Here is a 12,640-nt window from a genome sequence, read left to right on the forward strand (position 1 = left end):
GGCCTCACTGTGAAAGCTATTTGGATAGGTATACTGTCATCTTTGTTTTTCGCGGTGACGTTTGTATTGAATCGGTCGATGGAAATTTCGGGAGGCAGCTGGTTATGGAGCGCCTCCCTCCGTTATTTCTTCATGGTTCCGTTTTTGATTGCCATCGTCGCTTATCGTAAAGGGCTTCGGGATACAGGCAAGGCTATGGCCTCGAAGCCACTTCCCTTTTTTGGTTGGAGCGTCGTTGCTTTCGTCCTTTTTTATGCACCCCTCACGTTTTCCGCGGCATATAGCCCAGGTTGGCTCCTTGCGGGGACATGGCAATTGACGATTGTTGCCGGCGTTCTGTTGGCGCCGTTATTCGTCATTATTGTGAAGACTAAAGAAGGGGAAAAGAAGATTCGGCAGAGAATCCCCTTAGTTTCGTTGCTCATTACTTTAATCATTTTTGCTGGTGTCATTTTAATTCAAATTCCGAACGCCAACAGTGTCGATACACGCACTTTATGGCTAGGTATCCTTCCCGTTGTCGTGGCGGCGTTCGCCTACCCGTTAGGCAACCGAAAGATGATGGATTTATTGCAAGGAAGGCTTGATACCTTTCAGAGAGTGCTGGCGATGACGTTGATGACCATTCCGGTTTGGATCGGTTTTGCTGTTTATGCGATGTTCACTGTCGGACCGCCTTCCATGAACCAAGTCATTCAGTCGTTGATAGTTGCGGTTAGCTCAGGCGTTATCGCAACGACGCTGTTCTTCATGGCGACCGACCTAGTCCAACATGACCAAGGCAAGCTCGCTGCTGTGGAAGCGACGCAATCGACCGAGCTCATTTTCGCGATGATCGGTGAAATGATCATTTTACATATTGCGCTGCCCGGTACACTTTCTTTGATTGGGATATTGGTGATTATTATTGGGATGGGATTGCATAGCTATCAGACGTCAGTTGCGAAGAGTAAAATACCTGTCGTTTAGAGATTAAAAAACGCTCAAATTAGAGCGTTTTTTCGTCTGTAAAAATATTTGAAGTACAACGAAACAATTAACAAGTTGACTAACACCGAATCTATAACTCGGACAACGATAATACCGTACAATTCAATAGTGACTGGATCAATGGAATACCATAAACTGAAAAATAATAATGACAATAAAGTAATACAGCCCCAATATAAAGCTTTTTGCACAGGTTTTATCCCCCTACCCTTATTACCATTATACTTCGCCGTTCGATAGCACATATATAGAACAATGGCACATATGCCGACGAACGTGCTTCCGTGTTGCAGGAATTTGTAAACAGGGATATTCCTATCGAAAACTTGAAGGGTATATGTAAGCACCGCTAATTTATTCACCATAAAACCATTTATGTGCGTAAACGAATCCCAGACTATATGAGTCAGCATGCCAAAAAGAGCTGAGTAGAGAAAAACTACAGCCTTTAACGCTTTAGAAGAACTTGGCTTTTCAGTACAGGTGTCTTGTAGGAAAAATGGCAAATGACTAAACAAAGTTCTATGTATGTATGCTTGATAAATTATATAAACAACCGCGACAACTGGAAGATTAAAAGTTACAAATCCTATAAATGTGTGACCAATCTCACCAGATGGTTTTCCTCTGAGAAAGTACTCAAAGTCAGGCGACATACTTCCTAAAACCAATGCTAAGAAATTAACATACTTGCTGTTTCTCGAAAAAGGCAAGACTGCTGCCGGGTGAGCGAACGTTAAGGGCATATAATGAACTCCCCCAAATGCTTAATTAGTATTATTGACTGCAAAACTCAATAATGGTTTTTTCCAATTCTATATATTCTCCACTACTAATCATACGCCTCACAACACAAAAAGGTTTCCAAGTTTACAGACTCTTGGAAACCCGACGCCATCGCCAGTTATTATTTTTTTCTTTTGATAGCGGAATTACCTATCTTTGACTCATTCATACTCCCCAATAATCTCCACAGCTTCCTCTGCTAATGAAGTATCGACGGCTTTATCAAAATCAATATCACCTAATATCGCTCCGTTTGCTTTATACGTTTCATATTGCTTCTTAATATCATCCACGAACATCTTTCCGTCCGGATCGAGGCCGGTGACATTCACTTTATCCCATAGCTCAGGATCTTTCAACGCCGTATGCTTCACCATGATGTCGACGATTTCTTCCTTGCCTTCTCCTTTAAAGAACGCGTCGTTGTAATCCCGGACACCCTTCAAATATGCTGCCATGAAGCGCAATGAAATTTCTTCCTCACCCATGAATTTTGGCGAAGCGAGAACCATCGCAATCTGTGATTCAGGCGCATAGTCGGTTGCATCTTTGAAGCGGACATGGAAGCCTTTTGCTACCCCTTGTGCAATAAGCGGTTCGATATTCAGCGCAGCATCAATTGTCCCGGAGTCAATCGCGCCAAGCATCGAACCGAAATCCGCGATATGGACATACTCTACGTCTTCCTCAGTTAATCCTGCATGTTTCAACATTTCCTCGTAAATATATCCATCAATCGAGTTTCTGGAAGACACGGCAATCTTCTTCCCGCGGAAATCAGGATAATCTTTAATTTCATCTACCATATGGTTGCCGATGACGAAGGTGAAATACGATTTGCCCGGCATATTATGTCCTTTATCCGCAATGATTCGAACGTCGATGCCTTGTGCAATGGCGTTAAAAAATGATGCGGTCGAGACGCCGCCCGCAATATCGACTTCACCGGCTGCAAGTGCAGGCAGCATGTCATCGCTATTCGCAAAATCAGCAAATTCCACTTCAATATTGTAATCCTCAAAATATCCTTTTTCCTTTGCGATATAGAATCCTGCCCCAGAAGCTGCACCGTCTTCGGCAATCAACACCTTCACCCGCTTATCAAGTGGCGCCAAATCCCCGGACGGCGTCTCAACGACTGTATCACCAGGTGGTGTTTCCACTTTTGTTTCTGGAGCGGGCTCTTGTTTGGCGCATGCTCCGACAAGTAAGAGCACGGCAGCCAAAATCATCATCCAACCATACTTGAACCCTTTCACCTTTTCTCCCCATTTCATCTATTCTCTTTCCTTGACCGTTGCACTTCATCTTGCAAATGCTTCCAAATATCGACAAACTGCTCCGCAAGCTTTGGATCTTTCCGGATATCTTCCATCGTCCTCGGTCGCGGTGTGTCGATTCTAATTTGCTGAATGATTTTCCCGGGCTGCGCACTCATAAGCAAAATCCGATCACTCAGCAACAATGCTTCGTCAATGCTATGTGTTATGAAAATCACTGTCTTTTTCGTTTCCGACCATATGGAGAGCAATTCTTCCTGGAGGATGAATTTATTTTGTTCATCCAACGCGGCGAACGGTTCATCCATAAGGAGGATTTCAGGGTCATTCGCGAATGCACGGGCAATGCTCACCCGCTGTTTCATCCCCCCTGATAATTCTTTCGGGTAGAGATGTGCAAACCGGTCAAGCCCCGTCTTTTGTAAGTAATACTCCGTCCTCTCCTCAATGACGTCCTTCGGCAATTTTCGCATTTTCAGCCCAAAGGAAACATTATCCTTCACAGTTAGCCAAGGGATGACTCCACGTTCTTGGAATACCATCGATTGGAGAGGGCGTCCTTCCTGCTCCGACCGGATTTCGAATTCACCGACGCTAGGCTGTTCAAGCCCCGCCAATATACGCAATAAGGTCGTCTTACCGCAACCGCTCGGTCCGACAATGCAGACAAATTCCCCTTCTCCAATCGAGAGGGAAATGTCGTCGAGAGCTGTTACACTCGATTGTTTTTTATAAAATGCTTTCGTCAAATTCCTGATTTCAATTTTCGCCTTCTTCCTCACCCAATCACCTCCAAGGTAACAACTTTTTCTGAAGACCGCGAAGCATCAAGGAGAAGAGATAGCCAAAAAATGAAATGAGGATGAGTCCGACGTACATTTCCTGCAACAGAAATGCCTTATACGACGTCCAGATCAAATACCCGATTCCTGAAGTCGCTCCCATCATTTCTGCGGCAACGATCGTAAGCAAAGCGATCGCCTGCCCCATCTGGATCCCTTCCAGCATGACCGGCAACGCGCCAGGCAATGCGATCTTGAAGAAGAACTGCATCTTACCGGCACCATAGTTATTTGCAACGTCCAAATAAATTCGATCGATATTCAAGACACCAGCCGCCGTATTAATGACAACAGGGAAAAACACGCTTCCCGCAATCGTGACAACTTTCGACAAGTCACCAATTCCAAATAGGATGATGATGATCGGCAACAATGCAAGCGTTGGAATTGGCATAAGCGCCATGACGATCGGCTGAACGAAATGCCGGATCGGCGAATACAGCCCCATCAGCAAACCGATGATTACGCCCGGTATGACGCCCGCAAGGAATCCTGCAAAGATCCGATATAAGGAAACCCCAATATGATCCACCATTACCCCATTCGCGATCATTTTGACAAATGTGCCTAAGATGGCTGATGGCGGCGGGAAAAACCGGATATCCATTATCCCTGTCCTCGACATCACTTCCCACAACAGCAAAAGGAAGATTGGCGAAGCGATCGTCAATAGCTGCTTATATCGTTCCTTCGATTGTCTTTGCTTCCATTCCCGCTGCTCAATCTCATACGGATCGCGTCCAATAGTCGCCTTCTCTTTTTTCAACGTTCACCACCTCTTCATAACAATAGTATGTGTATGCCTATAGGTTTGGTTGGGCAGATGAGGAGGATTTTAGCGAATGAACTAAGATCGGCGCATGTTAGCGCGAGTATATAAACACAACAAAAAAAGCATCCCACCGCCATTTCTGACAGCTAGATGCTTTCTTGCTTTATTCAATTAACCGCGCCAAGCGCTCATTCCGCCTCTGACGTTACTAACATTCGTGAAGCCTGATTTTTTCAGCATATTTGCAGCTTGTGAACTGCGCATGCCGCTTTGACAAATGACGACCACTTCTTTATCCTTATCGAGTTTATCCAACTTGGACTTCAACAAGTTTAAAGGTATATTCTTAAATTCATGAATATGACGTCCTTTATATTCTGCCGGTGTTCGGACATCGATAAATTGCTTTGATTTGTCTTTCAAAACATCTTTCAATTGTTCAGTCGATATTGTTTTGACGCCTTTTGACGGCATCATGCGCCATGTGAAAAACGCGACAATTGCTATGATGATGATCCATTCCATGGATGCTCTCCCCTTCAGTTTGTGGATTGTGCAGCAGAGTAGGCATTATACCCACCCTCCATATGTTTTACTGTTTCAAAGCCGCGCGCTTTCAAAATACTGGAAGCGATTGCTGATCGCGCCCCACTTTGGCAATGAACGAGCAATTTCTTGTTTGCCAGAATGTCGACTTCACGCAATTTGCCGAGGAATAAATGCTCCGCTTCGTTCAAATGACCATTATTCCATTCGCTATCATTACGCACATCGATGACAAACGCATCTTCATCTCCCATTTCTTTAATGAAAGTTGAAACGGGCAACGTTTCATATGTCACGAGGTCCTCGCCCTCGAGCAGAGCTGGATCGGCGAATGCGATGATCGTATCGAGCCCGATGGATTGTAATGTTTTTTGCACTTCTTCCTGTTCACCATTCTCCGCGATGACGACAATTTTTTCATCGTATTTCACCAACCAACCAGCCCAGTTGGTAAATGATTTATTGAACGGAATATTGATAGCCCCTTTGAGGAGGCCTTTTTCCGCAACAACTTTGGCAGGCCGCGTATCCAAGACAAAAACTTGTGCTTCTGCTGTAAGTTTTACAAGTTCCTCGCTCGTTTTAAGAATCCTCACTTTTTCATCATTCAAAATTGCCGGGCCTTCCTTATTTAACTTCTTCATTTCCGCGAAATAAACCGGTGCCTCCGGTTGTTCTTTCAAAAGTTCTTCGACAAATTTTTCTTCATCGTTTATTTGCAGCGCCCAGTTAGATTGCTTTTCGTAGCCGACCGTTGAAATCGGAACCGCTCCAAGTGATTTCCCGCAAGCCGAACCTGCACCGTGTCCTGGCCAAACGACAAGATGATCGGGCAGATTTATAAAGCGCTGAATGGATCGGTACATATCCCTCGCGCCGCTGTCAGCAGTTCCTCCGATGCCAGCCGCTTTTTCAAGCAAGTCCGGTCGACCGACATCACCGACGAAAACGAAGTCCCCAGTAAAGATACCCATTGGAACAGTCGCACCGCCACCCCTGTCTGTCAATAAGAAGGATATGCTTTCAGGCGTATGTCCCGGTGTATGCCACACTTCAAAATCGATATTTCCAATTGAGAACTTTGTGCCTTCCTTTACGAGTTCAACATCGATTCCATCAGTAAATCGATATTTCCAATTTTCATCGCCTTCGTCCGATAAATATAGCTTCACTCCATGCTGAACAGCCAACTGCCGTGCGCCGGAGACATAGTCGGCATGGATATGTGTATCTGCCGCCGCAGTAACACGCAGACCTTCTTTTTCAGCCGCTTCCAATATATGATCGAAATGGCGGGGGGCATCGATAATGATGGATTCACCCGTCCGTTGACATCCAATTAAATAAGCATTTTGCGCTAACTTTTCATCTGTAAATGATTTGAAATACATTTATACCCCTCCATGTATTTTTGATATGAATCCAATATACCACCGGGGGTATACGGAATGCAACAATTTTGTTTATCACTGCTTAGAAGAGGTTTATCACCACTTAAATAAAGATTATCACCACCCATGCAGCTTTTATCATCATTGAGAAAGATTTTATCACCACTTAACCAATAATCGCCGATTAACGACAATTCAACCAGAATTCCCCCCCTATGGGCACGAAACAAAAAAGAGAAGCCATATTCAGCTCCTCCCCTACTTAATTAATCCAAATTCCTTCGCTTCTTGCATTAATTCTTCCCTAAACTTCGGATGTGCGATGCTAATCAATGCTTCTGCCCGCTCAGACAACGACTTCCCATGCAATCTGGCAATCCCGTATTCCGTTACCACATTGTCCACATAGTTTTTCGATGTTGTTACTACAGAGCCTGGTGACAAATTCAGCTTGATTCTCGAAATCATGTCGTTTTTTGCTGTCGAATGCATACACACATACCCTTTGCCGTATTTCGACAAGCGAACCCCTCTTGCAAAATCTGCCTGACCGCCACTAGATGAATAATAACGGCCAGCGACGGTTTCGGAAGCACATTGACCATATAAATCGACTTCTGTCGTCGCATTAATCGACACCATATGATCTTCTTTTGCAATTTCGTATGCATCATTGACAACACTTACCGGCAAGAACTCTACCGAAGGGTTATTGTTCAGGAAGTCATATAAACGTTGAGAGCCGAAAGCAAATGTCGCAATGATTTTCCCTTTATGAGACAACTTTTTCATTCCATCCACTGCGCCTGTCTCAACGAGATCAACAATGCCGTCCGTCAGCATTTCCGTATGGATGCCTAAATGCTTCCGGTCCTTTAGCATTTTCATGACGGCATTCGGAATCGCCCCAATGCCGATTTGCAGCGTATCTCCATCTTGGATATCCTTAGTAATATACTCAGCTATCTTCTGATCCTTCTCCGTTATTATCGGCGAAATCCCTTCAGTCAATGGCACATCATTTTCAATAAAACCGGCAATTTGACTAATATGAATTTGATTTGCCCCAAAAGTGCGCGGCATATGCTTATTCACTTCTAAGACAAAAGGAGCTTCCCCGATAAATTCTGCTGCATAATCCGCATTTGTGCCAAGCGAAAAATAGCCATGCTCGTCCATCGGCGAAGCGGCTGCCATCACCATTGGCTTCTTCGCCGTTTTCTGCAGCAATCTATACATTTCCTGAAACACATTTGGGATTAACTCGACATGCCCTTCCCAATAAGCTTTCCTCGTCGCCCCGCTTAGGAAGTAAGAAATATGTGAAAGGTGACCTTTCATTTTTCCGTTTATATAATCTCGTTCACGTAGTGCTAACATTTGATGCACTTTGACATTATGCAATTTCTCATAATACGCCTCAAGCAAATCCAACAAACGATGCGGCTCGCCATTTGAAAGAGGAATAATGATATCTGCATCCTTTTCAATCAATCCAATAAATTCAGTCGGATCTAAACGCTTTGTCATATGTCACACTTCCCTGTTGATGTATTGACATCAGTATAGTATAGACGAAGAGTCTGCTCAACTTGTTGAAAAGTGCGAGAATAATTATAATAAAGGCATGACAAAATTAACAAACGATCAAATTAGACAATTGAATAGTTATAGTGTTTACATAAATTACCCGAAACACCCTCTATTCACTTTACAAGACCTGCTCGATAATGAGAAAACAGAAGATTGCATTCGAGCTGTACTAACTGTGAGCGGAAGCCCGAATTTGACAGTCGCGGCTTCTTTCTTCATGCGACGTGTTGGAATGTTTATCAACATGCAGTTGTATAACTTGGCTACCTATGACGAAATATGGAATGGCGAAACAACGGAGATGAGCTTCGGAGCAATTGAGGAGTATGGAAATCGAACAGTGAGTACATTTGTCGAAGAAAGAGACTGGCAAGAGGTGCATGAGAACGAACATCGGGATGTCATCCGAAAAATTCTACTGTTAGCTGACAAAGTCATACGCCAAATCCGAACCGTCACCTCTGTCTCTCCACTGACTCTTTGGGAGAACATTTTTGGCTTTTTACTATGGCAGTATCATGTCATGCTGTGCGACCCGAGCACAGCTGAAGAAGCACGAAACGATCTGGATATATTAAAAAATGACGAAACATGGAAAGAGATTGCACGTCACTCTTTATTCGCAAAATATTTAAAAGGAAGCGAGCCATCCGAACTGCTGAATACGACAATCCGGACGACCTGCTGTTTTTCGAAAGACGTTCCGGGGTTAATGCAATGCGGATTTTGTCCGCTCAAAAACTAACCTGCGCGATATGCCAAATAACTCTGCTTTACTGAATAAATGACACCAATTGCAGCGCCTGAATAGAAAACCCCCATAAATATGCCTGCTGCCAAATTACCACGGTGGCTGATGAACACGGATAATATCAAAGCAGCTATTGTTGCAACAGTAGACAACCAGCTCGACTTTACACGAAACAGCCATTTAGCCACTAATACAATCAATATAACAACCGGTACTGCCCAAATTGCATCCCACATGTTTGTATGGATGGTCGGATATTCGGTAAACATGGAATCAGTCCTTTTTTATAAAGGATTTCCGTGAGCATCTTATTTATTCATTTTTGAGGAGGGGAATCAATGATACATGTGTCAGGTAATGTTATAGATAGCGAGACGCGGTGTACACATTATCATTCCAAGCTCGATATTATCGCAATCAAGTTTTATTGCTGTAAAACTTATTATCCGTGCTTCCAATGTCATGAAGAGTCCGGGTGTAGAAGCCCAAAAGTTTGGCCGAAAAAGAAGTTTGACGAAAAAGCCATTTTATGTGGTTGTTGTGGACATGAATTGACGATAAATGAGTATCTATCATGTCTTTACAAATGTCCATCTTGCAACTCAAAATTTAATCCTGGTTGCGGGTTACATAAGAGATTGTATTTTGAAGTGTAAATTCAAGGTTTACGGAATGTATACGATTTGCGTATACATTCCTCAATCATTTCTGCACACATTTAAGTAAATGTCTTCACACCTGTACCAGCTCGATCACCTCACCATCAGGCCCCTCATAAAAAACCGCTATCCAGCCATTTTTAAGCTTGTAAGGGCCCTCTGAAGGAAATAGCCCTTTCCCGTCCAATCTCTTCATCCATTCCTCAATGTCATCGACTTGCCATGCCAAATGGACGACATTGGCTAAAACCGAAATGTTCTCTGATTCGATTAATTCGATTCTTATATGTTCATTTTTCAGAAAGGCAATTTTTTCGCCGTTCAACATCAAGCGTTGTTCCATTTTCAAATCAAACATACTTTCATAAAAATGAATGGAGTCTTGTAAACTTCCAACTTCAATTCCGCCGTGATGCCACTTCATCATTTTTCTCCCATCGGCAGGATCAAATTCATGTCACCAAACTCATGCCAAAGATATCCATCTGCCAATACTTCCTTATAAGCCTTCATAAGAATATCCTCTTCAATAAAAGCACTAAGCATATCCAGATGGCTTGCCTCCGGTTCATGAAAACCTGTTAACAGCCCATCCACAGCTCTTAGGGTATATCCTTTTTGAATATAAAGACATGTTGCCCCTTCCTGCGCTTCAACCATGCCATCGCTAGTAACCGCAGTTTCAAGTGCTCGAACGACTGTTGTTCCGACGGCGATGACACGTCCGTTATTTCTTTTCGTTTTGTTTACTAATTCTGCGGTCTTTTCCGGAATGCAAAATGCTTCAACATGGTTCGTTGGATTCGGCCAGCGGTCATTCCCGTAATAACTTAATCCGGCGTGCAGCTGCAGATAAGCGATTTCGACTCCCTTTTGCTTTAATGTATATAGCAACTTATGGGAAATGGCTCTTCCTGCTGATGCCATCTCCACGGAACCCGGCACCGAAGCATACACAGTCTGGTACATCTCTAACGGCCATGGGGTTTTAATATATTCATAGTGCAGCGGCTCCCCGTATTGATAAATTGCGTCATATAAATCCAACCCACTCTTCGAAAAAGAAAGAATGACTAAAGGGGACTCGTTTCCTTTCCCTATAATAGTCGCTGTTAATTCTCCGGGAAGATATATCGTTTCCCCTATCAGACATACATCTCCTATAATGAGTGCTTCCCATTCTTGGTCGGTAACTTTACGGGATAGTCGAATTTCAATCGGTCGCTCTCCCTTTCTTCCCTTTAACACTGCCGGAAGGGTGCGACTATTATTTAACACAAGCAAGTCTCCCTCACGCAAAATGGATTTCAGTTCGGAAAAATGGTGATGAAAACTTTCCCCTGTAATTCTATCGAGAGCCAATAAACGGACATCGTCCCGCCCACTTCCTCTATATTCTGCAGGGGTATTCGCATTTAAATATGCGGGCACTTGGAAGGGACGAGTATCTGTCATCATCAAATGTCCCTCTTTTCATTTAAAAAGGATTGTGCCTCGAATCTCATTCCATTTACTTCTATGGATTCATTCAGCGCAATAGATACAAAGACGCTCGCTACATCATTCGGGTCCACTAATTCATAATCACAATCCGGAACGGCTATCTCATGCATCTCCGTATCCATTTCTCCAGGGTCAACCATGCAGACACTAACCCCCGTCTCATGCAGTTCATCAGCCCATGTTTGTGTTAATCCCTCTACTGCGAACTTGGAAATACCGTAAGCCCCCCACTCCGCAAATCCCGTTTTTCCCGCTTCTGAAGTTATATTAATGATTCTCCCTTTATTCCTAGTTAACATGCCTGGTAATACACGTTTCGTGACAAGGAATGGATTCATCGTATTCACCAGAAGCACTTCCTCAAAATTATGGTCCGGATAATCCGCTAACAGTGTAGGACCTGGCCCAAATAAGGATGCATTATTTATTAATACATCAACCCTTCCATACGCTTCTTGCGCAATTGATACGAAACGTTCGACATCCCTCGCATTGGAAACATCAGCATTTATTGCGACCACTTCCGCCCCAAGGACCCGTGCTTCTAGTTCCACCTTGCGCAGCAGTTCTTCTCCCCTTGCATAAATGGCAAGTCGTGCTCCTTGTTTTGCAAATGCTATAGTCAATGCCCTACCAAGACCTTTAGAAGCTCCTGTAATCATAACTACCGGTTTTGTATTCATACAATCTCCCGCTTTCTTTTTTGTTCTTGCATTTATTGTAGGGAGAAAGGGCACTAGAGGCATCGGAAGGACGACTGAAAACTCCTACTAAAAAAAGAGGAGATATGTATACGACTTTTGAATGAAGTAACACCTCTCTTCCAACAAAAAAGAGCTTTCGATTTACACTCAACGAAAGCTCTTTCCTATTTAGTCACCACTCGATTCAGTCAAACCATATTTTACTGCATACAGCACTGCTTGCGTTCGATCCTGAACGAATAACTTTGGAAAAATATTGGATATATGCGTTTTCACCGTTTTTTCGGACACGAATAATGAAGATGCTATTTCCCGATTGCTTTTACCTTTCGTTAGCTCTGCTAGCACATCCTGTTCACGGGGGGGCAGTGGGTTAAGCACATGAGGCGGTACTTCCTTTTGTGCCCTTAACTTCATTAGATGCGTTGTTGCATGCGGATGAATTGTGTTTTCTCCTCGCATAATTTGTCGAATACACATAACAAGCTCGTCTGGCTCAATGTCCTTTAACTGATAGCCCGCTGCTCCTGCTTCGATAGCCGGGATGACATGATCTCGATCGGAAAAACTTGTTAATATGAGTACTTCAACTCGCGGAAAACTATCTTTTATATGCTTTGTTGCTTGAATCCCGTCCATTACAGGCATCATTAAATCCATAAGTACAATATCAGGTCGAAGTTCGGCCGTTAATTCAATCGCTTCTTTTCCGTTTTTCGCTTCACCAACCACTTGGATGTCTTTCTGCGTTTTCAAGAAAAATAGCAACCCTCTTCGAACAACGTGATGATCATCCGCGATTAATACCTTTATCATTCCGTTC

Annotated in this window: 15 protein-coding genes; 3 read left to right on the forward strand and 12 right to left on the reverse strand. The window is 43.5% G+C overall.

Annotation, left to right across the window (positions count from 1 at the left end):
* Nucleotides 1-9 precede the first annotated feature (9 nt).
* Entirely contained in the window at nt 10-969 is a 960-nt protein-coding gene (locus tag ACTHPA_RS02665) for a DMT family transporter (protein WP_440498513.1), read from the forward strand.
* A gap of 14 nt (nt 970-983) precedes the next feature.
* On the opposite strand, the gene ACTHPA_RS02670 is transcribed toward ACTHPA_RS02665, so the two are convergent.
* The 7 genes from ACTHPA_RS02670 to ACTHPA_RS02700 all read right to left on the reverse strand — a co-directional run bounded on the left by ACTHPA_RS02670 (nt 984) and on the right by ACTHPA_RS02700 (nt 8,137).
* Nucleotides 984-1,736: a DUF4184 family protein gene (locus ACTHPA_RS02670; protein ID WP_440498514.1), complete on the reverse strand. Its 753-nt coding sequence runs from the start codon at nt 1,734-1,736 to the stop codon at nt 984-986.
* Nucleotides 1,737-1,937: 201 nt separating this feature from the next.
* Nucleotides 1,938-3,011: an ABC transporter substrate-binding protein gene (locus ACTHPA_RS02675; RefSeq protein WP_440498587.1), complete on the reverse strand. Its 1,074-nt coding sequence runs from the start codon at nt 3,009-3,011 to the stop codon at nt 1,938-1,940.
* 38 nt (nt 3,012-3,049) lie between these two features.
* Complete coding sequence (locus ACTHPA_RS02680) at nt 3,050-3,838, reverse strand: ABC transporter ATP-binding protein (RefSeq protein ID WP_440498515.1); 789 nt, start codon at nt 3,836-3,838, stop codon at nt 3,050-3,052.
* Between the two features lie 4 nt (nt 3,839-3,842).
* Nucleotides 3,843-4,664: an ABC transporter permease gene (locus tag ACTHPA_RS02685; RefSeq protein ID WP_440498516.1), complete on the reverse strand. Its 822-nt coding sequence runs from the start codon at nt 4,662-4,664 to the stop codon at nt 3,843-3,845.
* 177 nt (nt 4,665-4,841) lie between these two features.
* A complete protein-coding gene (locus ACTHPA_RS02690; RefSeq protein ID WP_440498517.1) occupies nt 4,842-5,195 on the reverse strand; it encodes a rhodanese-like domain-containing protein in 354 nt (117 codons plus the stop codon).
* Between the two features lie 14 nt (nt 5,196-5,209).
* The gene (locus tag ACTHPA_RS02695; protein WP_440498518.1) at nt 5,210-6,607 is read right to left on the reverse strand and encodes an MBL fold metallo-hydrolase; all 1,398 of its coding nucleotides are present in this window, start codon (nt 6,605-6,607) and stop codon (nt 5,210-5,212) included.
* 258 nt (nt 6,608-6,865) lie between these two features.
* Nucleotides 6,866-8,137, reverse strand: coding sequence for an acetyl-CoA hydrolase/transferase family protein (locus ACTHPA_RS02700; protein WP_440498519.1), 1,272 nt, complete (start codon nt 8,135-8,137; stop codon nt 6,866-6,868).
* Between the two features lie 97 nt (nt 8,138-8,234).
* On the opposite strand from ACTHPA_RS02700, the gene ACTHPA_RS02705 reads away from it, so the two are divergent.
* Nucleotides 8,235-8,945, forward strand: coding sequence for a hypothetical protein (locus ACTHPA_RS02705; RefSeq protein ID WP_440498520.1), 711 nt, complete (start codon nt 8,235-8,237; stop codon nt 8,943-8,945).
* Here ACTHPA_RS02705 and ACTHPA_RS02710 read toward each other — a convergent pair.
* Nucleotides 8,942-9,220 carry a hypothetical protein gene (locus ACTHPA_RS02710; RefSeq protein WP_440498521.1) on the reverse strand — a complete coding sequence of 93 codons (279 nt, stop codon included), beginning with the start codon at nt 9,218-9,220 and terminating at the stop codon, nt 8,942-8,944. The genes ACTHPA_RS02705 and ACTHPA_RS02710 overlap by 4 nt on opposite strands.
* Before the next feature lie 69 nt (nt 9,221-9,289).
* On the opposite strand from ACTHPA_RS02710, the gene ACTHPA_RS02715 reads away from it, so the two are divergent.
* Nucleotides 9,290-9,607, forward strand: a complete 318-nt coding sequence (locus ACTHPA_RS02715; RefSeq protein WP_440498522.1) for a CHY zinc finger protein — start codon at nt 9,290-9,292, stop codon at nt 9,605-9,607.
* Nucleotides 9,608-9,683: 76 nt separating this feature from the next.
* On the opposite strand, the gene ACTHPA_RS02720 is transcribed toward ACTHPA_RS02715, so the two are convergent.
* The 4 genes from ACTHPA_RS02720 to ACTHPA_RS02735 form a co-directional block, all read right to left on the reverse strand.
* Nucleotides 9,684-10,034: a VOC family protein gene (locus ACTHPA_RS02720; protein WP_440498523.1), complete on the reverse strand. Its 351-nt coding sequence runs from the start codon at nt 10,032-10,034 to the stop codon at nt 9,684-9,686.
* Nucleotides 10,034-11,068 (reverse strand): S-adenosylmethionine:tRNA ribosyltransferase-isomerase, encoded by a 1,035-nt coding sequence (locus ACTHPA_RS02725; protein ID WP_440498524.1) that lies wholly within the window; start codon nt 11,066-11,068, stop codon nt 10,034-10,036. Before ACTHPA_RS02725 ends, ACTHPA_RS02720 begins: the two co-directional genes overlap by 1 nt.
* Complete coding sequence (locus ACTHPA_RS02730; RefSeq protein WP_440498525.1) at nt 11,068-11,796, reverse strand: SDR family NAD(P)-dependent oxidoreductase; 729 nt, start codon at nt 11,794-11,796, stop codon at nt 11,068-11,070. Before ACTHPA_RS02730 ends, ACTHPA_RS02725 begins: the two co-directional genes overlap by 1 nt.
* A gap of 189 nt (nt 11,797-11,985) precedes the next feature.
* A complete protein-coding gene (locus ACTHPA_RS02735; RefSeq protein ID WP_440498526.1) occupies nt 11,986-12,633 on the reverse strand; it encodes a response regulator in 648 nt (215 codons plus the stop codon).
* Between the last annotated feature and the right edge of the window lie 7 nt (nt 12,634-12,640).

Source organism: Sporosarcina sp. SAFN-015, assembly GCF_051966875.1.
Lineage (GTDB): Bacteria > Bacillota > Bacilli > Bacillales_A > Planococcaceae > Sporosarcina.

Excerpts from the sequence above, each read along its gene's own strand:
- ACTHPA_RS02670 (WP_440498514.1), bottom strand. The coding sequence starts at position 1,736 with ATGCCCTTAACGTTCGCTCACCCGGCAGCAGTCTTGCCTTTTTCGAGA.
- ACTHPA_RS02675 (WP_440498587.1), bottom strand. The coding sequence starts at position 3,011 with ATGATGATTTTGGCTGCCGTGCTCTTACTTGTCGGAGCATGCGCCAAA.
- ACTHPA_RS02690 (WP_440498517.1), bottom strand. The coding sequence starts at position 5,195 with ATGGAATGGATCATCATCATAGCAATTGTCGCGTTTTTCACATGGCGC.
- ACTHPA_RS02695 (WP_440498518.1), bottom strand. The coding sequence starts at position 6,607 with ATGTATTTCAAATCATTTACAGATGAAAAGTTAGCGCAAAATGCTTAT.
- ACTHPA_RS02700 (WP_440498519.1), bottom strand. The coding sequence starts at position 8,137 with ATGACAAAGCGTTTAGATCCGACTGAATTTATTGGATTGATTGAAAAG.
- ACTHPA_RS02705 (WP_440498520.1), top strand. The coding sequence starts at position 8,235 with ATGACAAAATTAACAAACGATCAAATTAGACAATTGAATAGTTATAGT.
- ACTHPA_RS02710 (WP_440498521.1), bottom strand. The coding sequence starts at position 9,220 with ATGTTTACCGAATATCCGACCATCCATACAAACATGTGGGATGCAATT.
- ACTHPA_RS02715 (WP_440498522.1), top strand. The coding sequence starts at position 9,290 with ATGATACATGTGTCAGGTAATGTTATAGATAGCGAGACGCGGTGTACA.
- ACTHPA_RS02720 (WP_440498523.1), bottom strand. The coding sequence starts at position 10,034 with ATGAAGTGGCATCACGGCGGAATTGAAGTTGGAAGTTTACAAGACTCC.
- ACTHPA_RS02725 (WP_440498524.1), bottom strand. The coding sequence starts at position 11,068 with ATGATGACAGATACTCGTCCCTTCCAAGTGCCCGCATATTTAAATGCG.
- ACTHPA_RS02730 (WP_440498525.1), bottom strand. The coding sequence starts at position 11,796 with ATGAATACAAAACCGGTAGTTATGATTACAGGAGCTTCTAAAGGTCTT.
- ACTHPA_RS02735 (WP_440498526.1), bottom strand. The coding sequence starts at position 12,633 with ATGATAAAGGTATTAATCGCGGATGATCATCACGTTGTTCGAAGAGGG.